Genomic DNA, 23,456 nt, shown 5'->3' on the forward strand with positions numbered 1-23,456 from the left:
TGCGACCCGGTTTCGATCAGGAGAACTGAACGACCGACTGACGACGACGCAGCGTGCTGCCGATCAGCGCGAAACCGCCGAGCATCAGCGCCCAGGTCGTCGGCTCGGGTACCGGCACTGCGCTCATCGCGGTAACCGTCACGCCATCCAGCGCCGGGCCGGTCCAGGGCGAGTCGGTCATCGACGCAAAGCTGAGCGTCGTGAGGTTGCCCGAGGCCGTGAAGGTGTAGGTGTAGTTCGTCCAGCCCATATTGGTCTTCGAGAAGCCCGTATTGTCGAAGCTGAACAGCTGGCCGTCATTGCCTGTCGCGGCGACTTCCAACGTCTTGACCGCCGGCCCACCTTCGGGATTGCCGGCCATCAGGAAGTCGACATTGTAGGTCATGCCTTCAATGGTATCGAACGTCTGTGCGATCGCGCCCTGGGCGCTGCCGTTCAGATCGATACTGCGGCTGCCGCTGCCCGACTGCCAATAGCCACCGATCAGCTCCACATTGCCGGATGTGATGGTCCAACCCGTCAGGGCCGTGCTCTCGGTGCCCAGGCGGAGGAAATAGGTGCCTGGGTCATTACCGGTCTCGAAATCGCCGTTGATGAACGTTGCTGCCTGCGCAGCGGACGGGAGGGCGAGCGTCGCCGCGACCCCCAATAGCAGTCCCTTCATTTGGTTCTCCACTTATAGTCCCACGCACTCGCAATGCTGCAGTGCGGAAAAGGTTTCCGAAGCGTTAACCAAAATTTCAGAGAGTCGCGAAATGATACAAAAAGGGCGCCGGAAGCATCCGACGCCCTCTTCGCGATGATTGTGCAGATGCTCAGGCTGCGGGCAGGGCCGCGCGCGCCTGGGCAATGATGCCCTTGAACACATCGCCTTCATGCATGGCGATGTCGGCCAGAACCTTCCGGTCCAGTTCGACGCCCGCCAGCTTGAGGCCGTGCATGAACTGGCCATAGGTCAGGCCTTCCATGCGGACAGCTGCGTTGATGCGCTGGATCCACAGGGCGCGGAAGCTCCGCTTCTTCACCTTGCGGTCGCGATATGCGTACTGGCCAGCCTTTTCGACAGCCTGACGCGCGATGCGGATCGTGTTCTTGCGACGGCCATAATAGCCCTTCGCCTGATCCAAAATCCTCTTGTGCTTCGCCTTGGTGGTTACACCGCGTTTGACACGTGCCATGTCGCCTGCTCCTTACTTGAGGCCGTAGGGCGCCCAGAGGCGCACGTGAGCGACATCCGCGTCGGAGAGAACCTCCGTACCGCGATTCTGGCGAATATACTTCGCGTTGTGGCTGATCAGGCGGTGGCGCTTGCCGGCGACACCATGCTTGACCTTGCCGGTGGCGGTGAATTTGAAGCGCTTCTTCACACCGCTCTTGGTCTTGAGCTTGGGCATTTTCGTCTCCTTTGTCTTAGCGCAAGCACCCCGGAGGATGCTCGCAGACGATTACGGACGAACACGGCAGCCCTTACTGGCCGGCCCGTCCTTGCGGTCTTCCATAGGACATGGAAGCGCGGGCGTATAAGCGCGGCCGCGCGCCGACGCAAGCCCCTTAGGTGCGGGCCGGATTTGACGCCGGTCAACGACTCCTCGCCCCCATCGCATTAATATGGCACCAGTTTCGCACGATCCCGATGCGGTGAACAAGGAGGCTGCCATGAAGACGGTGATGGTTCTGATCCATGATGACCCGAGTCAGGAAGCGCGCCTGCAAACCGCGCTCGACATTGTGCGCGCGGTGGAGGGGCATCTGCTCTGTCTCGATGTCGTCCAGATTCCCATGATCGCCGACGGTTTTGGCGCGGGCGGCGGCACCGGCGTGCTGATGATGGATGAGCGCGACCGGGAGGACAAGAATATCGAGGCGCTCGAGCCCCGGCTCGCCAATGAAGGGGTGAGCTATGAGTGGGCGCGGGTGCAGAGCCAGTCCGAGGAGGGCATTACCGACAATGTCCGGCTGGTCGACATGATCGTCGTGGGCAAGCAGGCCTTCGGCGCGGTGAACGAGACCGGCGACACGGCCTCCCGTCTCGCGGCGCTGACCTCCGCCCCGGTCCTGCTGGTGCCGACGGAGCAGAAGCGCCTGGATCTCTTCGGCAAGGCGCTGGTCGCCTGGGATGGATCACGCGCGGCCGATGCCGCGCTGCGGGCTGCCATCCCGCTGCTGCGCATGGCCAGCGAGGTCGAGGTGGTGACGATCGGCGAAGGGGAAGGCGACCCGGACGAGGCGGCCGCCTATCTCGATCGGCATGGCTGCAAGGTCGTCAGCCGGCGCCTGCCCAAGGCTGGCGCGGTGAGCGAGCAACTGATCGAGGCCATGCGGACCTCCGGCGCGACCTGGGCGGTGATGGGCTGCTATGGCCGCAGCCGCCTGCGCGAGCAGCTGTTCGGCGGCACGACGCGGAAGCTGCTGGCCAAGGCGCCGATCCCGATCCTGCTCTCTCACTGAAGCGCCACGCGGGGCGCGCACCCGAAGCGCGGGCGCGCGCCTCAGTTGGCCATGGCGAAGCTGTTGGTGTCGATCAGCTCGCCGGCCTGATTGCCGGCGGCTTCGATCAGCCGCCGTTCGAGCGTGGCAAGGCGGCTCTTGCTCTCCAGCTTCCCGCCCAGAAGATCGGTTAGATAGAAGGTGTCGACGGCGCGCTCGCCGAAGGTGGCGACATGCGCGCTGTGGACCATGGTCTTGGACTGGAACAGCGCGAAGGCGAGGCTGAGCAGCAGGGCAGGGCGGTCGCGAGCCATGACTTCCACCACGGTGAAGCGGTTGGAAGCCTTGTTGTCGATCAGCACCTGCGGCACGATCTGGAAGGCTTCGGCCCGCCGACGAGCCAGCGGGCGCTCGTCCAGCTTGTGCATCAGCTTGTGGCGGTTGAGCAGCGCATCCTCGATATAGGTCTTCACCCGCTGCAATTGCTCGGGCGCATCGAAGCGGCCCCCGAGCGGGTCCTGCACCAGGAAGTTGTCCAGCGCCGTGCCATCCTTGAGGGTGTGGATGCGCGCATCGATGATGTTTCCGCCGGCCAGATGGATCGCCCCGGCGATCCGGTAGAACAGTCCGGGATGGTCCGAGGCGTAGACGGTGACCAACGTGGCGCCGCGCTCGGGATAGGAACGGGCATCGATGGAGAGATCGGACTGCCCGGCGTCCAGCAGATGCCGCGCATTGCGCTCCAGGATGTCCTGCGATTCGGCGATCCAGTAGGATTGCGGGAAGCGCTTCACCAGCCGGTCGAAGGCCTTGTCGTCCAGCGCCAGGCTCGCGCGCAGTGCGTCGCGCTTCTCCTCGATGCGTTCCTGACGGCCCCGCTGCTTGTGTCCGGGGCGGATGACCTCCTCGGCCGAGTCGTACAGCTCGGCGAGGAGCTGGCGCTTCCAGCTGTTCCACACGCCCGGTCCGACCGCGCGGATGTCGACGATGGTCAGGATCACCAGCAGCCGCAGCCGCTCGGGGCTTTGCACCACTTCGGCGAAGTCGAGGATGGTCTTGAAGTCCGAAAGGTCACGCTTGAACGCGGTTGCGGACATCAGCAGATGGTAGCGCACCAGCCAGGCGACGGTCTCGGTCTCGGCATCGCTCAGGCCCAGGCGCGGGCAGAGCTTGGTCGCCACCTCCGCGCCCAGAATGCTGTGATCGCCGCCGCGCCCCTTGGCGATATCGTGCAACAGCACCGCGACATAGAGCACCCGGCGGGAGATGATCTTCTCGATGATCGCGCTCGCCAGCGGATGATCGACCTTGAACTCGCCCTTTTCGATCTGGGAGAGCAGGCCGATGGCGCGGATGGTGTGCTCATCCACTGTATAATGGTGGTACATGTCGAACTGCATCTGCGCGACCACGCGACCGAAGTCGGGCACGAAGCGCCCGAACACCCCGGCCTCGTTCATCCAGCGCAGCACCTTTTCCGGGTCGCGGGGCGAGGTGAGCACGTTCATGAACAGCGCATTGGCCTGCGGGTCTTCCCGCTCCTTGCGAGTAATCAGCACCGAATCGCGGTTGAGCGCGCGCATCGCATCCGGGTGGATCTCCAGCCCGTGCTTGTCCGCCAGCGAGAAGATCTCGATCATCCGCACCGGCTGCTCGCGGAAGAAATCATCCTCGGGAATGGTGATCCGGCCCCGCTCCAGCACGAAGCCATCCAGCTTGCGCGGGCGGTTGAACATGGCCGGGATGTAGCGCCGGCCGCGGCTGGCCATCTTGTCATCGAGATGGGCGAGGAACACGCCGGTGAGGTCGCCCACCGTCTTGGCCATCAGGAAGTAGAGGTGCATGAACCGCTCGACAGCGGAGCGGCCGCGCTTGGGCGAGAACCCCATGCGCTCGGCGACTTCGATCTGCAGATCGAAGGTCAGGCGGTCCTCCGCGCGGCGGGAAATCTCGTGCATGTGGCAGCGCACGGCCCAGAGGAAATTCTCGGCCCGCTGGAACTGGGACAGCTCGGCGCGGGTCAGCAGGCCCACGTCAACCAGTTCGGCGACGGTGCGCACCCGGTTCACATATTTGCCGATCCAGAACAGCGTGTGCAGATCGCGCAGGCCGCCCTTGCCCTCCTTGATATTGGGTTCGACGACATAGCGGCTGTCGCCCATCTGCTTGTGCCGGGCATCCCGCTCGGCCAGCTTCTCGGTGACGAAGGTCTTGGCCGTGCCCTGCATCACATCCTTGTCGAAGCGGGCGACGCATTCGTCGTAAATGCCCCGGTCCCCCCACACGAAGCGCGATTCCAGCAGAGCGGTGCGGATGGTGAGGTCCGACTTCGCCATGCGCACCGTCTCGTCGATCGAGCGGCTGCTGTGGCCGACCTTGAGGCCCAGATCCCACAGCGCATAGAGCATGCTCTCGATGACCTGCTCGGTCCATTCGGTCGGCTTGTAGGGCGTGAGGAAGCCGATATCGACATCGCTATAGGGCGCCATTTCACCGCGCCCATAGCCGCCCACCGCAACCACGGTCAGCCGCTCGGAGGCGGTGCGGTTGCTGATCGGGTAGAGGTGCTTGACCGTCGCATCGAAGAGCAGGCGGATGATCTGGTCCATCAGGAAGGCCTGCGCCGTCACGGCGTCGCGCCCGCGCGTCGGGTTGCGGGCAAGGCGGCGGGAGACTTCTTCCCGGCCGATGGCAAGCGCCTCGCGCAACGCCGCGACGATCACTTGCCGACGCGCGGCGGTATCGCTCAGTTCCGTCAATTGGGCAGTGAGCGCATCGGCAATCTGGCGGCGATCGATGATCGCACGGCGGCCGGGCAGCGAATCGGGCACCTTGTTCATGGGTGCCATATAAGCGCGCTTTGCCGCAGTTGCAGGTGCAACCTCGGCATGGCGCGCAAATCGACGGGCTCAGGCGGTGGGCGCGGTGGCGATCTGCTTGAGCTGATAGATGAGGTCGAGCGCCTCGCGCGGACTGAGTGTATCGGCGTCGATGGCGTCCAGCTGGTCGCGCAGTGGGTCGGTGGCGACCTCCGGCGCGGCGGACAGCGTGGCGGCGAACAGCGGCAGGTCATCGAGCCCCGCCGCGATGCCGCCGGTCTGCGCCTTGCCGGCCTCCAGCTTGCCGAGCACGGCCTTGGCGCGGGCCAGCACCGGGGCGGGCAAGCCTGCAAGCCGCGCCACCGCGATGCCGTAGCTGCGGTCGGCCGGGCCTTCGGACAGCTCGTGCAGCAGCACCAGATCGCCATTCCATTCCCGCGCGCGAACATGGTGGAGCGAGAGGGCGCCGAGGCGCTCGGCCAGGCGCGTCAGCTCGTGATAATGGGTGGCGAACAGGCAGCGGCAGGCATTGCTGTCATGGATCGCTTCCACCACCGCCCAGGCGATGGCGAGGCCATCATAAGTCGACGTGCCGCGCCCCACTTCATCGAGGATCACGAAGCTGCGCTCGGTTGCCTGCGCAAGGATCGCGGCGGTCTCGATCATCTCGACCATGAAGGTCGAGCGCCCACGGGCCAGATTGTCCGAGGCGCCGACGCGGCTGAACAGACGGTCCACCAGCCCAAGGCGGGCGGCGCGGGCGGGCACGAAGCTGCCGGCCTGCGCGAGAATGACGATCAGCGCGTTCTGCCGCAGGAAGGTCGATTTACCGCCCATATTGGGGCCGGTCACCAGCCACAGCCGGTTGTCCGGCGTGAGCGTGCAGTCATTGGCGACGAAACTGGTGCCGTCCTTCGCCAGCGCGGCTTCCACCACCGGATGGCGTCCGCCCTCGATGGCGATGCAGGGCTCTTCGGCGAAGACCGGCCGGCTCCAGCCGCCTTCAACAGCGCGCTCGGCCAGAGCCGCCGCCACGTCGATGCGGGCGAGGGCATCCGCCGTGCGCGCGATGGCGGTGCGGCTGTCCATCACCAGCGTCACCAGTTCCTCGAAATGCGCCGCTTCGGCCGCCAGCGCATGGGCGCCGGCCTGCGTGACCCGGCTGGCCTGTTCGTGCAGGTCCACCGAGTTGAACCGCACGACTCCCGCCAGCGTCTGGCGATGGGTAAAGCCGCTGTCATTGGCCATGAGCTGGTCGGCGTGACGGGCGGGCACCTCGACATGATAGCCGAGCACGCCATTGTGGCGAATCTTCAGCGCGGAGATGCCGGTCTGCTCGCGATAGCGCGCTTCGAGTGCAGCAATGGCGCGGCGGCCGTCGCCGGCCATACGGCGCAGCTCGTCCAGCGCGGCATCATAACCATCGGCGATATAGCCGCCATGCGCCGCTTCCGTCGGCGGGGCGGGCACGAGGGCGCGCGCCAGCTGATCGACCAGCGCGCCATGACCATCGAGCGATGGCAGCAGATCGTCGAGCAGGGGCGGTCGGTCGGGCAGCGCCCCCAGCCGCTCGCGCAGCGCACGGCCGCCGTCGAGGCCATCGCGCAATTGCCCCAGATCGCGCGGGCTGCCCCGGCCGATGGCGACACGGCCGAGCGCGCGGCTCAAATCCGGCAAGGCGCGCAGGCGGGTGCGGACCAGCTCGCGCAGCGGCCCGTCATCATGGAACCAGCGCACCAGATCGAGTCGCGCTTCCACCTTGGTGCGGTCCATCAAAGGCGCGGAGAGGTCCGCCGCGAGCAGTCGGGCGCCTGCGCCCGTCACGGTGCGGTCCACAGTGGCGAGCAGGCTGCCGGCGCGCTGCCCGCTGGCCGTCGTCACGATTTCCAGGCTCTCGCGCGTCGCCGGGTCGATGGCGAGGTGATCCTGCGCGCCGGCCCGCACCGGCGCGGCGAGGAAGGGCATGCGCCCCTTGCCGACATGCTCCAGATAGCCAAGCAGGCCCCCGAGGGCGGAGAGCTCCGCGCGCGAGAAGCTGCCGAAGCTTTCCACCGTCTTCACGCCGAAATGGCGGCAGATGTCCGCTTCCGCCCGCGCGCTGTCAAAGCCGCGATTCTCGAAGGGGAGGGCGCCGGTCAGCCGATCGGCGAGGCCCGGCCGCGCAATGACTTCGCTCGCGTTGATCCGCGCCAGTTCCGCCTCGATGCCGCCGGCGTCCACTGCCACCACGTCCAGCCGGCCGGTGGAGATGTCGGCGGCGGCGACGGCATAATGGCCAGCGGCTTCGCCCACGGCGGCGAGCAGATTGGCCCTGCGGCTGTCCAGCAGCGCATCCTCGGTCAGCGTGCCGGCGGTGACGAAGCGCACGATGGCGCGGCCGACCAGCGCCTTCGATCCGCGCGCCTTGGCCTGCTCGGGCGTCTCGGTCTGCTCGGCAATGGCGACGCGCAGCCCGGCCTTGATGAGTCGCGCCAGATAGCCCTCGGCACTGTGCACCGGCACTCCGCACATCGGGATCGGCTCGCCCTCATGCTCGCCGCGCGTGGTGAGCGCGATGTCGAGCACGGCGGCCGCGGTCCTGGCGTCCTCGAAGAACAGCTCGAAGAAATCGCCCATGCGGTAGAAGAGCAGGTCGCCCCCGGCTTCCGCCTTGAGCGCCAGATATTGCGCCATCATTGGCGTGGGGCCGCCGGATGCGGCGCTGGCTTTGGAGGATTTGGCTGGCAGACTGGTCACGCGGTTGCGTTAGCAGGGGCTTTCGGTCTCGAAAAGCCGGCGGTGGCGTTTCATCCACGGGGTTGTTCGTACCTCGCCTCTTGTGGAGCCGGGCGGAAAGTCGCTAGGGCGTTCCCAATTGCCGAGGAACCCTGCTGATGACCGATAAAGCCGCCATCGAATTCTCCGAGCGCGAGGCGCTGCTCTTCCATTCCTTCGGGCGGCCCGGCAAGATCGAGATCATCGCCTCCAAGCCGATGGCGACGCAGCGCGATCTCGCGCTGGCTTATTCGCCCGGCGTGGCGGTGCCTGTGCAGGCCATCGCTGACGATGCGGCCAAAGCCTATGACTATACCGCCAAGGGCAATCTGGTCGCGGTCATCTCCAACGGCACGGCGATCCTCGGCATGGGCAATCTCGGCGCGCTCGCCTCCAAGCCGGTGATGGAAGGCAAGGCGGTGCTGTTCAAGCGCTTCGCCGATGTGGACGCGATCGACCTGGAGCTGAACACCGAAGACCCGCAGGCCTTCATCGATGCGGTGGCGCTGCTGGAGCCCAGCTTCGGGGGCATCAACCTTGAGGACATCAAGGCACCCGAATGCTTCATGATCGAGGCGGCGCTCAAGGAGCGCATGAACATCCCGGTCATGCATGACGACCAGCATGGCACCGCGATCATCTGCGCCGCCGGCCTGATTAACGCCTGTTTCCTGACCGGGCGCGACATTCGCGAGACCAGGGTCGTCGTGAATGGTGCCGGCGCGGCGGCCATCGCCTGCACCGAACTGATCAAGGCGATGGGCGTGGCGCATGACAATGTGATCATGTGCGACCGCGAGGGCGTGATCTATCAGGGCCGCACCCATGGCATGGACCAGTTCAAGTCCGCCCATGCCGCCCGCACCGAGGCGCGGACCCTGCACGAGGCGCTGAAGGATGCCGATATCTTCCTCGGTCTTTCAGCCAAGGATGCGCTGAAGCCCGAATGGATCAACGAGATGAAGCCGCGGCCGATCCTCTTCGCCATGGCCAATCCCGATCCGGAGATCCTGCCGCCGGTGGCCAAGGCCGCGCGCCCGGATGCGATCATCGCCACGGGCCGCTCGGATTATCCCAATCAGGTCAACAATGTGCTGGGCTTCCCCTTCATCTTCCGGGGCGCGCTGGACGTGCGCGCGACGGCGATCAACGAGGCGATGAAGATCGCGGCGGCGCAGGCCATTGCCGAACTGGCCCGTCAGCAGGTGCCCGAGGAAGTCGCGCTGGCTTATGGCACCAAGCACAGCTTCGGCGCGGATTACATCATTCCCGCCCCCTTCGATCCGCGTCTGATGGAAGTGGTGCCGGCAGCGGTGGCGCAGGCGGCGATGGAGTCGGGCGTCGCCCAGCGGCCCATCGAGGATATGGACGCCTATCGCCAGTCCCTGCGGGCGCGGCTCAATCCCACCACCTCCGTTCTCACCCTCGCTTATGAGGGCGCCAAGGCCAGCCCCAAGCGCGTGGTCTTTGCCGAGGCGGAAGAGGAAGTCGTGCTGCGCGCCGCGATCCAGTTCCGCGATGGCGGCTATGGCACCCCGGTGCTGGTCGGCAGGCAGGATGTCTATGATCGCCTGCGCGATCTCGGCGTGCGCGATCCCGAGAGTTACGAGCTCTACAACAGCGTCAATTCGCCGCTCGTGCCGCGCATGGTCGACATGCTGTACGAGCGCCTGCAGCGCCGGGGCTATCTCCGCCGCGATTGCGAGCGCATGGTCAACCGGGACCGCAACATCTTCGGCGCGCTGCTGCTGCAGATGGGTGAGGCGGACGCGATGATCACCGGCGTCACCCGCACCTATGCGCAGACAATGCGCGAACTGCGCCGCGTGCTCGACCCCGCCGAGGACCGCACGCTGTTCGGCATGCACATCCTCGTCGGGCGTAGCCACACCGTGTTCATGGCGGATACCACTGTCAACGAGCGGCCGAATTCCGCCGAACTGGCGCATATCGCCATCGAATCCGCCGCGCTTGCCCGGCGTATGGGGCATGAGCCGCGCGTGGCTTTTCTCTCCTACTCCACCTTCGGCAATCCGCACGGCAACTGGCTCGATAATATTCGCGGCGCGGTCCAGATCCTCGACGGAATGGAGGTGGACTTCGAATATGAAGGCGAGATGGCGCCCGACGTGGCGCTCAACCGGCGCGTCATGGCGAATTATCCGTTCTGCCGCCTGTCCGGCCCAGCCAATGTGCTGATCATGCCCGGCCTGCAGTCGGCCAATCTCTCGGCCAAGCTGCTGCGGGAACTGGGCGGCGACTCGGTCATCGGGCCGGTGCTGCTCGGGCTGAACCAGCCGGTGCAGGTGGCGACGATGGCCTCGACCGCCTCGGAGCTGGTGACGCTGGCCGTTCTGGCTGCTGGCGGGATCGCACGCTGATCGTGATCGGGATCGGGTGAGCGCCGCCGGCTGAACCGCCGCGCAGCGCTCCCTTGGCCTTACAGGCAGCGCTGGAACGTCTGGGTGCGGCCCTTGATGGTGCCGTCGCGCAGCAGGATCGTGCCGTCCCGGCAGGATTTGCCATCTTGGGCCACGGCGTCGCCGACCACCACGATGCCGTGATAGGAGCCGGCCATCCAGTTCTGCGCATCGCCGCTCTTCAGCGCGAGGCCCACAGCGCGATCGACGGCCGGGATCAGCAGGAAGTTGCCGGACTGGACGATCGCCTCATCCGGGGTCGCGCTCGGGAGCGTCGGCGCCTCATCGGACTTGGGCGCAATCGCCTGGCCCTGCGCGATCGGCACGGTGGCCTGTTTCGCCGGTGCAAAAGCGGGGGCCGTCGCGCGCTTTTCAATCACGGCGGAGAGAAACGGCGCAGGACGGTCGGCGGGGATCAGGGTCGGCTGCTGGCCGGCGGGCGTCGCATCTTCGCTTTCGGTCGCGCGGGGCGCATGATCGATGATCGCTGCCGATACCGTCTCACCGCCCCAGATCGGCCCGCGTGCCGACCATAGCCAGCCGGCCAGGGCGATCACCAGCAATGAGATGCTGACCATGCCTGCCGCGATCAGGAGCTTTTGGGCAAGGCCGGGCCGGGCATCCACACCGCTTCGCGCGTGAAGCTGCTCGCTCGCGCGGTCGAAGCCGATCTCCAGCGACCCGATGGCGAATCGCCAGCGGCTCCGGCTGGCCTTGTAATGGCCGACTGTCTCAGTCCGTCGCGCGTAAGTCCGCTCGAGCGGCTGCAGATCGCCAATATGCTGCATGACCACGCTCCCGCTATAGGACGATTTGAAGCGATGGCGCGGTTAATGCAAGCTAAACCAGTCCGTCGGCGCGCGAACCGGCGCCGACTGATGGCAGACCTGCAGCGCTGATTTACTGAGACGGACCTGCCGCTCCGGCCCCGCCAGCGCCAACCGCGCCGATATTGCCGAAGATTTCATCGAACAGGCTGCGCTTGCGGCCGAGCGTCGGCGTCGTGGCGCCGGTCGGCGAGATATTGGCGACCTGATCGAGCGTCGCGTTGCGATCGATCGTCGCGACATTGCCATTGGCATCGAACTGCACGGTCACCAACGTCTGCGCGGTCGGACGCGGGGAGGCGAACGCCAGCGCGCGGGTGTCGCGCGCCACATAATACCAGCGCTCCGGGCCGAACTGGGAGACGAAGGTCGGACGACCCAGCGCGCCTTCCACGGACGCCTTGTTGTCCACGCCCGGCAGCACCGAACTCACGATCAGATCGTCGATCATGAAGCCCTGATGCGCACGGATGCGCGTGCAGCCGCCCGCCAGCAGAAGGACGGCCGCTGCGCCCACGACCAGAAACGGCCGCCTCAAGCCACGCTGCATTCTCGTCTCCTGCCAATCATGCGGTCAAAAACCGGACATCCAATCAAAAAAGCGTCGCATCGCCTAACCCGCCCATTGCATTGCCAGCCGCCGCAATCAATATGCAAGTGCTGGCGCGGGCCAATGGTTGATCGGTCCCGTCCGCGCTTTCCTGTGCCGCCGCAAAGCTGAACCGAGCATGAGCCTCTTATCCACTCTGTTTTCCCGCAAGGATGATCGCGCTTACCTGCGCCCGCTCTACGATGCTGTCGTCGCGACGGCGCGGGAGCCGCATTGGTATATGGAAGGCGAGGTGGCGGACACGCTGGATGGCCGATTCGACATGGTGGCGCTGGTCCTCTCGCTGGTGCTGCTGCGACTCGAGGCGCTGGAGGCCACCAACGATTCGGCGCGGCTGACCGAGCTGTTCATCGACGATATGGATGGGCAGATCCGCCAGATCGGCTTTGGCGATGTGGTCGTGGGCAAGCAGATCGGCCGCATGGTCGGCGCGCTCGGTGGCCGGCTTGCCGCCTATCGCGCCAGCTTGCAGGGCGAGGCTTCGCTGAGCGAGGCGCTGATGCGCAACCTCTATCGCGGCGAGGCGCCGGCAGCGGATGCGCTGGCCTATGTCGAAGCACAGGTGCGTATGCTGGTGGCAACGATCGACGCATGCAGCCGCGACACGCTGCTGGCCGGCCAGTTGCGGGGGTGATGCCGTGAGCGAAGCGACATCAGGCGCCGCGCCGGAATTTTCCCGCATTCTGCGCCTCAACGAGCTTGGGGACGGGCGGCGGGACCGCACCGTCGAGGCCGACGCCGCAGAGCGGGCCGCGCTCGCGCGCCGCTTTGGCCTGCGCAGCCTCGATCGGCTGGAGGCGCAGGCGCATGTCGTGCCGGATGCCGGTGGCTGCCGGGTGACCGGGCGCGTGCGCGCCTCGCTGGTGCAGGCCTGCGTCGCAACCGACGAGGATGTCCCCGCAGAGCTCGACGTGCCGATGGACGTGCGATTCGTGCGCGGTCTCGACGAGAACGGCGAAAGCGACGCGGAAGAGATCGAACTGCGCGAGGAAGATTGCGATATCCTCCCGCTGGAGGACGAGCGAATCGATCTTGGCGAAACGGTCGCGCAGACGCTGTTCCTGAACCTCGATCCCTATCCCCGCGTGCCGGATGCCGACGCCAAGCTGCGCGCGCTGGGCGTGCTGAGCGAGGAAGACGCCGGACCTTTCGCGGCGCTGAAGGGCTTGAAGCTTGGTGGCGCCTAGGACGCGCACAGAATCTCGCCCGGATGGATTGTCCGCTATTAAGCGGTCTAGAATACGCGACCAACGGCTAAATGGGTGTGGGAAGCGGTCTTCGCCAAACTACGCCGTTCGTGCTGAGTTGGTTCTGAGTAGCGCCGCAGGCGCGTAACGAAGAGCCGTATCGAAGCATCGCAGCGCACTGCCGGTCCTTCGATACGCCGCTTCGACAGGCTCAGCGGCTACTCAGGACGAACGGAGGGGATGACCACAATAACGTCGTTGGCTGTCAGGCCTCTTTCTAGCCCGCGGCCTCTCTAGCTGCCAGGCAGATTGCAGACTGCCGCCGGCTTGAACGAAAGGATGGTAGAAAGAGGACTTTCTGGCATGTAGCGTGGTGGCCATGTCCCTTCCGCCTCGCATCCTCCTCCACTCGCCGGTTTCCAATGACCTGGTTCTGGCCCAGTTTGTAGAAGAGTGCCTGAAAGACTGCGTCCGTCTCATCGCGATTGCTGGCGAGGATGCCGACAAGCTAGAGTTGCAAGTCGATACGCTCGTTGTTGGTGACGGGTCCGATAAAAGCCGCTTCCTATTCACCTCAGCGCACCCGAATGAGCCGCTGAGCGACGTGCGGGATTTCGCTTCCGAGTGGTTTTGCGACCGGGACGGATTTCTCGAAGTTCGGCTCTGAGCCAAATGTCAGTAAAGGCATAGACTCCGGTCAGCCCGCCTCCGGAAAATGAGCACAGCAGCCGCCGTTCTACAAACCTTGGACCTTGCCCACGCCGCCTAGCTACGCCCCGTCCGCCGGGATGAACCGCAACACGCCCGCGATCCGCGCGACGCCGGTGTCGGAGGGATGCGACACCCCGTCATTCACGATCACCTCGGCAAAGTCGAACGGGCTGATGCCCGACAGGCAGGCGACATTGACGCCATATTCATGGGGGTTCGAGCGGCGCCGGTGGTGGGTGTAGATGCCGCAGGTTCCGCAGAAATGGTGCTGCGCGGTCCCGCTGTTGAAGGTGTAGCAGCGCAGCGCCTCCTCGCCCGCCGTCACCTGCAGGTCTTCGATCCGGGCGGAGACCGCGATGGCGCCGCGCATCCGGCAATATGAGCATGTGCATCGGCGTGCCGAGCGCAGGCCGTCCTTCAGGCGCACGTGAAAACGCACCGTGCCGCAATGGCAGGCGCCATCGATCTCAGTGACATTCAGGTCCATGCTTCGTTCCTCTTTCGTTCGCGCGGTTGCCATGGCATAACAGGGAGCATGGCGCAGACGCCCGAGCAGGATCGCAAGATCATCCATATCGATATGGACGCCTTTTACGCGTCGGTCGAGCAGCGCGACGATCCGGCGCTGCGCGGCTTGCCGGTGGCTGTCGGCGGCGGCGGGCCGCGCGGCGTGGTGGCAGCGGCGAGCTATGAGGCGCGCGTGTTCGGCGTGCGCTCGGCCATGCCGGGCGGCAAGGCGCGCCGGCTCTGCCCGGAGCTCATCTTCGTGCGACCGCGCTTCGAGGCCTATCGCGCCGTCTCGCAGCAAATTCGTACGATCTTCGAGCGCTTTACCGACATCATCCAGCCGCTCTCGCTGGACGAGGCCTATCTTGATGTGACGCGCAACAAGCCCGGCGTTGCCTCGGCCACTTATGTCGCGCAGGAAATCCGGCGGATGATTCGCGAGGAGACGGGGCTGACCGCCTCGGCCGGCGTTTCGTGTAACAAGCTGATCGCCAAGCTCGCATCGGACCAGAACAAGCCCGATGGCTTGTGCGTCGTGCGGCCCGATGAGGCCGAGGCGTTCATGGCGGCGATGCCGGTGTCGCGCATCCATGGCGTCGGCCCCGTGACGGCGCGGCGCATGGCGGCGCTGGGCATTCATAGCGGCGCGGACCTCAAAGAGTGGCCGCTGCCGGCGCTGCAGCGCCATTTCGGCAAGGCGGCGGCCTTTTACTTCGGTGCGGCGCGCGGGCTGGACGAGCGCCCGGTGCGCGACCGGGAGTCGCGCAAGTCGATCAGCGTGGAAGATACCTTCGCCAGCGATATCGGCGCGGAAGGTCTGTTGCTGGCGGAGCTTGAGAAGATCGCCGCGCGCCTGTGGGGCCGGGTCACCGCGAGCCGGGCCTTGGGGCGCACCGTCACGCTCAAGATCAAGCTGGGGGATTTTCGCATCCTCACCCGCTCGCGCTCGTTGCCCGCGCCGCCGGGCGATGCCGAGGATCTGTTTGCGATCGGCGCCGACCTGCTTCGCGCGCAATTGCCGCTGCCGGTCGGCGCGCGGCTGCTGGGGCTCGGGCTCTCAAACCTCATCGATCCCGAGCGCGAAGAGCCGGACGAGACGCCCCAGCTCAGCCTCGCCTTCGGTTAGAAACGCAGGCCGAGCGCGACGCCGCCGAGCAGCCAGCAGAAGAAGGTGATGAGCACGATCCCGACGAGGTTCAGGATGAACCCGCCGCGGACCATCTGGCGCATGGTGACGGCCCCGGTGCCGAACACGATGGCATTGGGCGGCGTGCCGACCGGCAGCATGAAAGCGAGCGTGGCGGCGAAGGCGGCGGGGATGAGCAAGGTCATCTGATAGGCCCCGATGCCGAGCGCGACGGCGCCGAGGACGGGGATGAAGGTGGCGGCGGTGGCCGTGTTGCTGGTCACTTCGCTCAGGAAGACGATGAGGGTCACGACGGCGATGACGAGGAGCAGGATCGGCAGCGTACCAAGCCCGCTCACCTGCGCGCCCAGCCAGCCATCGAGCCCGCTGGCGACAACCTCCCCCGCAAGGCTCAGGCCGCCGCCGAACAGCACCAGCACGCCCCAGGGCACGCCGCTTTCTGCATCCTTCCAGTCGAGCAGCATCTGCCCTCGGCCCTCGCCGGGCAGCAGGAACAGCGCCAGGCCGGCGGCAAGTGCAATGGCATTGTCATCGAGGCGCCCGAACCAGCCCAGATCGGCCTTGCCGCCGAGGATGGCGCCGACCACGCCGGGCACGACCCAGAAGAAGACCGCGCAGCAGAAGACGAGGGTCACCAGCAGTTCGCTGCGGCTGAACTGGCCGAGACCGGCCAGCTCCCGGTCGATGAGCGCGCGGCCGCCCGGCACCTCGCCGAAGGTGAACCGATAGAAGACCCGCGTCATCAGCAGCCACGCAATGAGAATGAAGCTGAAGGCAATCGGCACGCCGACCAGCATCCAGCTCAGGAAGTCGACCTGCCGGCCCAGTTCCTTCTCGATATAGCCGGCCACGATGGCATTGGGCGGGCTGCCGAGCAGCGTGCCCACGCCGCCCATGCTGGATGACCAGGCGATGGCGAGCATGAGGCAGGCGCCGAAATTGGCGAGTTCTCTGGGCGCCACGGCGGATGCGCCGTCACAGGCGAGCGCGCCGGTCTCGTCGCGGCGATCGCAGACGAGCGTGAGGACGGACAGCGCAATGGGCAGCATCATGAGCGTCGCCGCCGTGTTGGAGACCCACATCGAGACAAAGCCCGTCGTCAGCATCAGGCCCAGCACGATCTGGCGCGGGCTGGTGCCGACCCGGCGGAGCGTCAGCAACGCGACGCGGCGGTGGAGCTGCCATTTCTGCATGGCGATGGCGAGCAGAAAGCCACCGAGGAACAGGAAGATGATCGGGCTGGCATAGGGCGCGGCGACCTGCGCCACGCTGCGGTCGCTCGCCATTGGGAAGAGCAGGATCGGCAGCAGTGCGGTAACGGCGATCGGCGCGGCTTCGGTGATCCACCAGAGCGCCATCAATGTCGCGACCGCGGCGACCCAGCGGCCCTCCGACGACAGACCCTGCGCATCGCCCAGAGCCAGCCAGACCAGCGCTGCACCGGCCAGGCCGAGCGCGCGCAATGCCCAGATTTTGAGGGGCGAGCGCCCGGTCGTGGCAGGGTCGCCATCCCCCTGCTGCCCGGTTGGTTCACTCGCTTGCGATGATGGTGCCACCTTGCCCCCGCTCCCTGTCCCGCGCGAATGTGCGGCAGGAGCGGCGGCGTGGCAAGCCGCTCGCGGCTGGAATGCCGACTGGGATGGCGGCTGGCGTCCGGCCTGTCAGCCGGGGTAGGGGCTGTCCTTGAGCCGGCCGGCGAGGTGCGCGGCATTGGATGCCACCATGCCGGCGGTCTTGCTCACCGGTTTGGGTGTCGACTTGAGGTCCTTGAAATCCGTGCTCCCCATCGCCTCGCCCACCCAATAGCAGGCGGCGACGGCGGGGATCGTCCAGCCGACATCGTTCATCGCCTGGAAGAGCTGCGCGCTGGAGAAATGGGCACCATCCTCATTGCCGACAATGGCGGCGACGGCGACTTTGCCATAGCTCGGCATCCGGCCCGCATCGTCCGTTTCGCTCAGAAACGCGTCCATCCGCTCCAGCACGCGCTTGGCGATGCTGGAGATCTGACCCATCCAGATTGGCCCGCCGAAGATGAGGATGTCGTGTGCCAGGATTTTCTTGCGCAAGGCTGGCCAGTCATCGCCCTTGCCTTCATCGGAGGTGACGCCGGGCAGGATGTTGAGTGCGGCAACGCGCACGGTTTCGCTCAGTGTCACATCATGTTCGGCGAAGGCGTCGGCCAGAACCGCGATCATCGCGTCCGTCGATGAGGGTTCGCTGCTGTCGGCTTTCAGGGTGCAGTTGAGGGCGAGGGCCTTCAGGGTCATGCTGGTGCTCCGTGTCCGTCCCCCTTGCACACAACACCCCAGCCCCCAGAGAGTTCACCGCCCTGTCCTGCACCATTGCACGCGGGCGGCCGCAGGGCTATCGCGCGCCGCAAGCCCGTTTTCCCAAGGGCATTGAGGATGTTGGCCGTTTCCTTTCGCCTGCCTGTTGCCGCCCTGCTGCTGGCTTTCCTGGCGCTGCCTGCGCAGGCGCAGCCGGGCGCTGCTGCGGCCGAGGACGCCGCCGTCGTCATCACGACGGACGCAGCCGCGGGTCGGGCCGTGGATTCCGCTGCCAAGCCGGGTGCGCTGCGGATCGGCCCGGCGCCCCGCCTGCCAGCGCTTAGCTACCCGCAAGCCCGCCGCCTCGACCTGACCGAGACGCATTTTGGCGTGCCCGTCGCCGATCCCTATCGCTGGCTGGAGGGCGACCCGCGCCACGATGCCGATGTGCAGGCGTGGATTGCGGCGGAGAATGAGACGACCTTCCGCTACCTCAAATCCTTGCCGGGCCGGGAGGCGTTGCGCGCCCGCATGGCGACGCTGCATGGCTTTGAGCGCTTCGGGAATCCGCGCAAGGCCGGCGAGCGCTATTTCTATACGCGCAGCAAGGGCGAGAATTTCTCGCCCATCTATATGCGCGAGGGCGTCGATGGGGCGGAGCGTCTGTTGATCGACCCCAACAGGCTCTCCACCGATGGCGCGGTTGCGCTCGCCGAGTGGCTGCCTTCGCGGGACGGGCGGGCGCTGCTGCTGGCGCTTCAGGAGCGGGGCAGCGACTGGCGGACCGTGCGGGTGCTGGATGTCGAGAGCGGCGCGCTGATGCCTGACCAGGTGGCCTGGGTGCGCTATTCGGCGCTGGCCTGGAATCACGAGGGCAACGGCTTTTATTATGCGCGCTTTGCCGCGGCGACCGAGGGCGGGCGTGATCCCTCGTTCGAGAACCAGCAGGTCTGGTTTCACGCGCTGGGCACTGAGCAGGCGCAGGACCGGCTGGTCTATGCCACGCCGGATCGGCCCCGGCTGCTTCACCGCGCCGAGGTAACGGCGGACGGTCGCTGGCTGCTGATCAGCTCGAAAATGGGCACCGAGCAGACCGCCGAACTGGTGCTGATCCCGCTGACCGTGCCGGACGCCCGGCCCGTGACGCTGGTGCGGGGACTGCGCAATGCGTGGCAGATGATCGGCCAGCTTGGCGATCGGCTCTATTTCCGCACGGATGCAAAGGCGCCCAACGGACGGATCGTGACCATCGATGCTGGCCATCCGCGCCGCCGCCCGGTCGAGGTCGTCGCCGAGCGGCCGCAGACGCTGGCCGGTGGCTCGATGATCGGCAGCCGGCTCGTACTCGCGTACATCGTGGATGGGCGGATCGTCGCGGAGATCACGGATCTCGCCGGCAAGCGTCAAGGCGATGTGCCGCTGCCCGGGCTGGGCGCGGCCGCCGGCTTCAGCGGCCGGCCCGGCGATCCGGAAACCTTCTACGCCTTCTCCAGCTTTACCCAGCCGCCGACGATCTACCGCTTCAATGTCGAGACCGGCGAAACCAGCATCTTCGCGCGCTCCGCACTCGGCTTCGATCCGGCGGATTATGTGACGGAGCAGGTCTTCTACCCCGCGCGCGATGGCATAGCGGTGCCGATGTTCATCGTGCGCCGGCGCGACATTGCCAACTCGGGCACGCCTGCGCCGACCCTGCTCTATGGCTATGGTGGCTTCAACGTCGCGCAAACGCCCAGCTTCTCGCCCACCCGCTTTGCCTGGGTCGAGCAGGGCGGCGTGCTCGCCATTGCCGGCGTGCGAGGCGGCGGGGAGTTCGGCAAGGCCTGGTACGACGCTGGACGGGGCGCCAACAAGCAGACGACCTTCGATGATTTCATCGCGGCGGCCGAATATCTCAAAGCCCAAGGCTATACCGGCGACAACCAGCTGGCCATTGAGGGACGCTCCAATGGCGGCCTTTTAGTGGGGGCCGTGGTCAACCAGCGGCCCGACCTGTTCGCCGCCGCCTTGCCTGGTGTCGGCGTGATGGACATGCTGCGGTTCGACCAGTTCACGGCCGGCGCCTTCTGGGTGGACGATTATGGCCGGCCCGACCGGGAGGCGGATTTCCGCACGCTGCTGGCTTACTCGCCCTATCACAATATCCGCAGCGAGGCTGACTATCCCGCCATTCTTGTGACCACGGCGGATAGCGACGACCGGGTGGTGCCCGGCCACAGCTTCAAATATGCCGCAGCCCTGCAGGCGGCGCCGCTCGGCGGAAGGCCAAGGCTGATTCGCGTGGATACCGGCACAGGCCATGGCATCAATCGCCCGACCGACAAAATCGTTGACGAATATGCGGATATGTACAGCTTTGCGGCCTATTGGACCGGCCTGACGCTACGGCAGCGGCCTGACCGCTCCAGCGCGCCGACAGATGGCGCCAAAGGGGGGGCGGTCGCTATTCAGCCCGCGCTCATCGACCCGGTGCGATAACGCTCTGGCCGGCGATGCTGTTGCCGGTGTTGCCAGGAAGCGATCTGCCGATGAACGTTCACTCCAAACTTGCCTTGGCCGCTGCGGCCGGGGCGATGGTCATGGGCTCCGCGACACCCGCCTCCGCGCGCGGCTATGACGGCCGCTGGGATCGGTATCCGCGCCATCATCGCGGCCATGACAATAGCGGCGCCGTCATTGGCGCGATCATCGGTGTCGGGCTGATCGCAGCGATCGCGACGGCGGCTGCCAGGCAGCGCGATGCGGAGCGCTATCCTACGCGCCGCCCGGGCGATCGCGGTTATGACCCGCGCTATGATGATCGCGCTGGCGATTATGGCAATGACCGCTATGACGACGGCTATGATGGGCGTCCCACGGGTCAGGCGCTGGACGATGAAGACGCGGCGGTCGATGCCTGCGCCATCGCGGCGCGCGATCAGGCCTCGCGCGATGGCAATTATGCCGAGGTGCGGGACATCACGGGCGCGCGGCCGTTCGGTTCCGGCTGGGATGTGACCGGCACGCTGAGCATGCGATCGAACTTCAGGGCCGGCGAAGGCCGCCTGCGCAGTTTCCGCTGCATCTGGGACGATGGCCGGGTGGACGGCGTCACCTTCGGCTGACCCTGACCGGACCGGTCTCAGATCAGCAGCCAGATGGCCAGCATCAAGCCGCCGGTCGTGATCACCAGCGCGCCGGCGAGCAGACGCAGGCGGGCCGGTTGGAGCGCTGCCGCGCGATCCGGCTCCAGCCGCTCGCGGATCGCCATGGCCCGCCGGGTCGCCAGAATGAAGATGACGATGGCGACCAGCATGAAGCTGCTGGCGATCGTCTTGGGGACCCAGGCCGGTTCAAGCGTGTGAAAGAGCGCGCGGAAGCCAAGGCCGATGCCGATGGCGGCGAGCCCTGTTCGCACCCAGCTGGCGAAGCTGCGCTCATGGGCAAGGACGGTGCGATCTTCGGCGAAGTCCAGTCGATCTTCCGTCCGGGCATTATCGTCCGACAGCGTGTCTTGGGAGCGTTCGCGAGGGTCTTCATCCATGTCCAAGCCTGCTATTCGGAGAGCCCGACAAGCAGATCATCCGGCCCGTCCGAACGGCCGATGACACTCATGCTCCCGTCGGTCTCCAGCACGACCCCGGCGACCTGCGCCCGCCGTCCGAAGCCGGCGCTGCGGATGGCCGCGTCGATCTCCGCCCGAGTGACGCGCTCGGCTGCCATGGCGCGCTCAAGATATGCACCATCGCGCAGCAGCAGGCGCGGCTGGCTGCGCACCAGCCCGCTGAAGGTGGATGAGGCGACAGACAGGCGCGACACCAGCCATTGCAGACCGGCCAGCATCGCAAAGGCCAGCACCCCTTCCGCCAGGGCGACATCCTGCGTGAGCAACACGGTTGCGAGCGTGGAACCCAGTGCGACCGTCACCACCAGATCGAACGCGTTAAGCTTGGAAAGGGCGCGTTTCCCCGCCATTCGCAACACGAAGACGAGCAGCGCATAAGCGAGCACGGAGATGACCGCCACGCGCACGAGGCCGAAGAGATCGTCGAACAGCATGAAGAGGTAACGAGCCCGAGGCCACAAGTCTCCCGCGCGCCTGATCTCTCTTGCCCATCTATGTTGCCCGCCAAGGCTGGACAGGTTCCATGGCGCGGATTATCCGCTGCCCATGTCAGCACATTCCTCAGCTCACCCCGATTCCATCCTCATCGTCGACTTCGGCAGCCAGGTGACGCAGCTCATTGCGCGTCGCGTGCGCGAAGCCGGGGTCTATTCCGAGATCGCCCCGTTCACGCAGGCGCTGGCCGCCTTCCAGCGGATGAAGCCGCGCGGCATCATTCTCTCCGGCTCGCCCGCCAGCGTGTGCGACGAGGGCAGCCCGCGCGCGCCGCAGGAGCTGTTCGAGAGCGGCCTGCCGATCCTCGGCATCTGCTACGGCCAGCAGGTGATGAGCCACCAGCTCGGTGGTGAAGTGCGGCCCGGCCATGAGACGGGCGAGGGCGGCGAGTTCGGCCGCGCCTTCCTTACCGTCACCGAGCCCTGTGTGCTGTTCGACGGGCTGTGGGAGACGGGCGAGCGCCATCAGGTGTGGATGAGCCATGGCGACAAGGTGACGAAGTTCGCGCCCGGTTTCCGCATCGTCGCGACCTCGGACGGCGCCCCCTTCGCGCTCATCGCCAATGACGAGAAGCGCTATTATGGCACCCAGTTCCACCCCGAGGTGGTGCATACGCCCGACGGCGGCAAGCTGATCGCCAATTTCGTGCGCCATGTCTGCGGCTGTGCCGGCGACTGGACGATGGCGGAATTCCGCGCGACAAAGATCAAGGAAATCCGCGAGCAGGTCGGCTCGGGCCGGGTGATCTGCGGCCTGTCCGGCGGCGTGGATTCAGCGGTTGCCGCGGTGCTGATCCATGAGGCGATCGGCGAGCAGCTGACCTGCGTATTCGTCGATCACGGCCTGATGCGCCACGCCGAGGCCGAGCAGGTCGTCAGCCTATTCCGGGGGCATTACAACATCCCGCTGGTGCATGTGGATGCGAGCGAGACCTTCCTCGGCGGCCTCGCCGGCGTCACCGATCCGGAAGCCAAGCGCAAGTTCATCGGCAAGGCGTTCATCGACCTGTTCGAGGAGGAAGCCCGCAAGATCGGCGGCGCGGATTTCCTCGCGCAGGGCACGCTCTACCCGGACGTGATCGAGAGCGTCTCGTTCACCGGCGGGCCGAGTGTGACGATCAAGAGCCATCACAATGTCGGCGGCCTGCCTGAGCGCATGAACATGAAGCTGGTCGAGCCGCTGCGCGAACTCTTCAAGGATGAGGTGCGCGATCTGGGCCGCGAGCTTGGTCTGCCGGACATCTTCGTCGGCCGCCATCCCTTCCCTGGGCCCGGCCTCGCGATCCGCATCCCCGGTGAGGTGACCCAAGAGCGCTGCGACGTGCTGCGCAAGGCGGACGCCATCTACCTCGAGGAAATCCGTAACGCCGGGCTCTATGACGCGATCTGGCAGGCCTTCGCGGTGCTGCTGCCAGTGCGCAGCGTCGGCGTGATGGGCGACGGGCGGACCTACGACAATGTCCTCGCCCTGCGGGCGGTAACCTCCACCGACGGCATGACGGCCGACATCTACCCCTTCGACGCCGCCTTCCTCAGCCGCGTGGCGACGCGGATCATCAACGAGGTGCAGGGTATCAACCGGGTGGTGTACGACTATACCAGCAAGCCGCCGGGCACGATCGAGTGGGAATGAGATCGGCATAAGCTACGCACGGGTATCTTGCTAAATTCCCAGAGGC

The 23,456-nt window shown here is 66.3% G+C and carries 21 protein-coding genes; 9 read left to right on the forward strand and 12 right to left on the reverse strand.

The window, feature by feature from the left end; translation table 11 throughout:
* Positions 1-16: 16 nt before the first annotated feature.
* The 3 genes from M2332_RS12165 to rpmI form a co-directional block, all read right to left on the reverse strand.
* Positions 17-664, reverse strand: coding sequence for a choice-of-anchor C family PEP-CTERM protein (locus tag M2332_RS12165; protein ID WP_181561531.1), 648 nt, complete (start codon positions 662-664; stop codon positions 17-19).
* Between the two features lie 151 nt (positions 665-815).
* Complete coding sequence (rplT, locus tag M2332_RS12170) at positions 816-1,178, reverse strand: 50S ribosomal protein L20 (protein ID WP_181560727.1); 363 nt, start codon at positions 1,176-1,178, stop codon at positions 816-818.
* 12 nt (positions 1,179-1,190) lie between these two features.
* Positions 1,191-1,394: a 50S ribosomal protein L35 gene (gene rpmI / locus M2332_RS12175; protein ID WP_014078133.1), complete on the reverse strand. Its 204-nt coding sequence runs from the start codon at positions 1,392-1,394 to the stop codon at positions 1,191-1,193.
* A gap of 214 nt (positions 1,395-1,608) precedes the next feature.
* Between rpmI and M2332_RS12180 the strand changes: the two genes are divergently transcribed.
* Positions 1,609-2,448 carry a universal stress protein gene (locus M2332_RS12180; RefSeq protein ID WP_264574240.1) on the forward strand — a complete coding sequence of 280 codons (840 nt, stop codon included), beginning with the start codon at positions 1,609-1,611 and terminating at the stop codon, positions 2,446-2,448.
* A 41-nt stretch (positions 2,449-2,489) separates the two neighbouring features.
* Here the strand turns inward: M2332_RS12180 and M2332_RS12185 are convergent, their stop codons facing one another.
* Entirely contained in the window at positions 2,490-5,276 is a 2,787-nt protein-coding gene (locus tag M2332_RS12185) for a [protein-PII] uridylyltransferase (protein WP_264574241.1), read from the reverse strand.
* A 60-nt stretch (positions 5,277-5,336) separates the two neighbouring features.
* On the reverse strand, positions 5,337-7,922 hold the full coding sequence (mutS, locus tag M2332_RS12190) for a DNA mismatch repair protein MutS (RefSeq protein WP_264574963.1): 2,586 nt from the start codon (positions 7,920-7,922) through the stop codon (positions 5,337-5,339).
* Between the two features lie 197 nt (positions 7,923-8,119).
* Here mutS and M2332_RS12195 point away from each other — a divergent pair, with 197 nt between their 5' ends.
* A complete protein-coding gene (locus M2332_RS12195; RefSeq protein ID WP_264574242.1) occupies positions 8,120-10,381 on the forward strand; it encodes an NADP-dependent malic enzyme in 2,262 nt (753 codons plus the stop codon).
* Between the two features lie 59 nt (positions 10,382-10,440).
* On the opposite strand, the gene M2332_RS12200 is transcribed toward M2332_RS12195, so the two are convergent.
* Positions 10,441-11,208 (reverse strand): hypothetical protein, encoded by a 768-nt coding sequence (locus M2332_RS12200; protein WP_264574243.1) that lies wholly within the window; start codon positions 11,206-11,208, stop codon positions 10,441-10,443.
* A gap of 112 nt (positions 11,209-11,320) precedes the next feature.
* Positions 11,321-11,797, reverse strand: coding sequence for an outer membrane protein assembly factor BamE (locus tag M2332_RS12205; protein WP_264571380.1), 477 nt, complete (start codon positions 11,795-11,797; stop codon positions 11,321-11,323).
* 178 nt (positions 11,798-11,975) lie between these two features.
* On the opposite strand from M2332_RS12205, the gene M2332_RS12210 reads away from it, so the two are divergent.
* The 3 genes from M2332_RS12210 to M2332_RS12220 all read left to right on the forward strand — a co-directional run bounded on the left by M2332_RS12210 (position 11,976) and on the right by M2332_RS12220 (position 13,711).
* On the forward strand, positions 11,976-12,491 hold the full coding sequence (locus tag M2332_RS12210; protein WP_264574244.1) for a ubiquinol-cytochrome C chaperone family protein: 516 nt from the start codon (positions 11,976-11,978) through the stop codon (positions 12,489-12,491).
* A 4-nt stretch (positions 12,492-12,495) separates the two neighbouring features.
* Positions 12,496-13,044 (forward strand): YceD family protein, encoded by a 549-nt coding sequence (locus M2332_RS12215; RefSeq protein ID WP_264574245.1) that lies wholly within the window; start codon positions 12,496-12,498, stop codon positions 13,042-13,044.
* A gap of 379 nt (positions 13,045-13,423) precedes the next feature.
* Positions 13,424-13,711, forward strand: a complete 288-nt coding sequence (locus M2332_RS12220; protein ID WP_264574246.1) for a hypothetical protein — start codon at positions 13,424-13,426, stop codon at positions 13,709-13,711.
* A gap of 102 nt (positions 13,712-13,813) precedes the next feature.
* Here the strand turns inward: M2332_RS12220 and M2332_RS12225 are convergent, their stop codons facing one another.
* Positions 13,814-14,242 (reverse strand): GFA family protein, encoded by a 429-nt coding sequence (locus M2332_RS12225; protein ID WP_264574247.1) that lies wholly within the window; start codon positions 14,240-14,242, stop codon positions 13,814-13,816.
* Between the two features lie 48 nt (positions 14,243-14,290).
* Between M2332_RS12225 and dinB the strand changes: the two genes are divergently transcribed.
* Positions 14,291-15,388: a DNA polymerase IV gene (gene dinB / locus M2332_RS12230; protein WP_264574248.1), complete on the forward strand. Its 1,098-nt coding sequence runs from the start codon at positions 14,291-14,293 to the stop codon at positions 15,386-15,388.
* Here dinB and M2332_RS12235 read toward each other — a convergent pair.
* Both M2332_RS12235 and M2332_RS12240 read right to left on the reverse strand, forming a co-directional pair.
* Positions 15,385-16,965: an SLC13 family permease gene (locus M2332_RS12235; protein WP_264574249.1), complete on the reverse strand. Its 1,581-nt coding sequence runs from the start codon at positions 16,963-16,965 to the stop codon at positions 15,385-15,387. The genes dinB and M2332_RS12235 overlap by 4 nt on opposite strands.
* Positions 16,966-17,070: 105 nt before the next feature.
* Positions 17,071-17,679 carry a flavodoxin family protein gene (locus M2332_RS12240; RefSeq protein ID WP_264574250.1) on the reverse strand — a complete coding sequence of 203 codons (609 nt, stop codon included), beginning with the start codon at positions 17,677-17,679 and terminating at the stop codon, positions 17,071-17,073.
* A 138-nt stretch (positions 17,680-17,817) separates the two neighbouring features.
* Between M2332_RS12240 and M2332_RS12245 the strand changes: the two genes are divergently transcribed.
* Both M2332_RS12245 and M2332_RS12250 read left to right on the forward strand, forming a co-directional pair.
* Positions 17,818-20,157 (forward strand): prolyl oligopeptidase family serine peptidase, encoded by a 2,340-nt coding sequence (locus M2332_RS12245; protein ID WP_264574251.1) that lies wholly within the window; start codon positions 17,818-17,820, stop codon positions 20,155-20,157.
* Positions 20,158-20,207: 50 nt separating this feature from the next.
* Positions 20,208-20,783 carry a hypothetical protein gene (locus M2332_RS12250; RefSeq protein WP_264574252.1) on the forward strand — a complete coding sequence of 192 codons (576 nt, stop codon included), beginning with the start codon at positions 20,208-20,210 and terminating at the stop codon, positions 20,781-20,783.
* A gap of 17 nt (positions 20,784-20,800) precedes the next feature.
* Here the strand turns inward: M2332_RS12250 and M2332_RS12255 are convergent, their stop codons facing one another.
* Together M2332_RS12255 and M2332_RS12260 are read right to left on the reverse strand one after the other, a co-directional pair.
* The gene (locus tag M2332_RS12255; RefSeq protein WP_264574253.1) at positions 20,801-21,202 is read right to left on the reverse strand and encodes a YidH family protein; all 402 of its coding nucleotides are present in this window, start codon (positions 21,200-21,202) and stop codon (positions 20,801-20,803) included.
* 11 nt (positions 21,203-21,213) lie between these two features.
* A complete protein-coding gene (locus M2332_RS12260) occupies positions 21,214-21,744 on the reverse strand; it encodes a DUF421 domain-containing protein (protein ID WP_264574254.1) in 531 nt (176 codons plus the stop codon).
* 85 nt (positions 21,745-21,829) lie between these two features.
* Here M2332_RS12260 and guaA point away from each other — a divergent pair, with 85 nt between their 5' ends.
* A complete protein-coding gene (guaA, locus tag M2332_RS12265; protein WP_181560712.1) occupies positions 21,830-23,410 on the forward strand; it encodes a glutamine-hydrolyzing GMP synthase in 1,581 nt (526 codons plus the stop codon).
* The last annotated feature ends 46 nt before the right edge of the window (positions 23,411-23,456 follow it).

This window comes from Sphingobium sp. B11D3A, assembly GCF_025961695.1.
Lineage (GTDB): Bacteria > Pseudomonadota > Alphaproteobacteria > Sphingomonadales > Sphingomonadaceae > Sphingobium.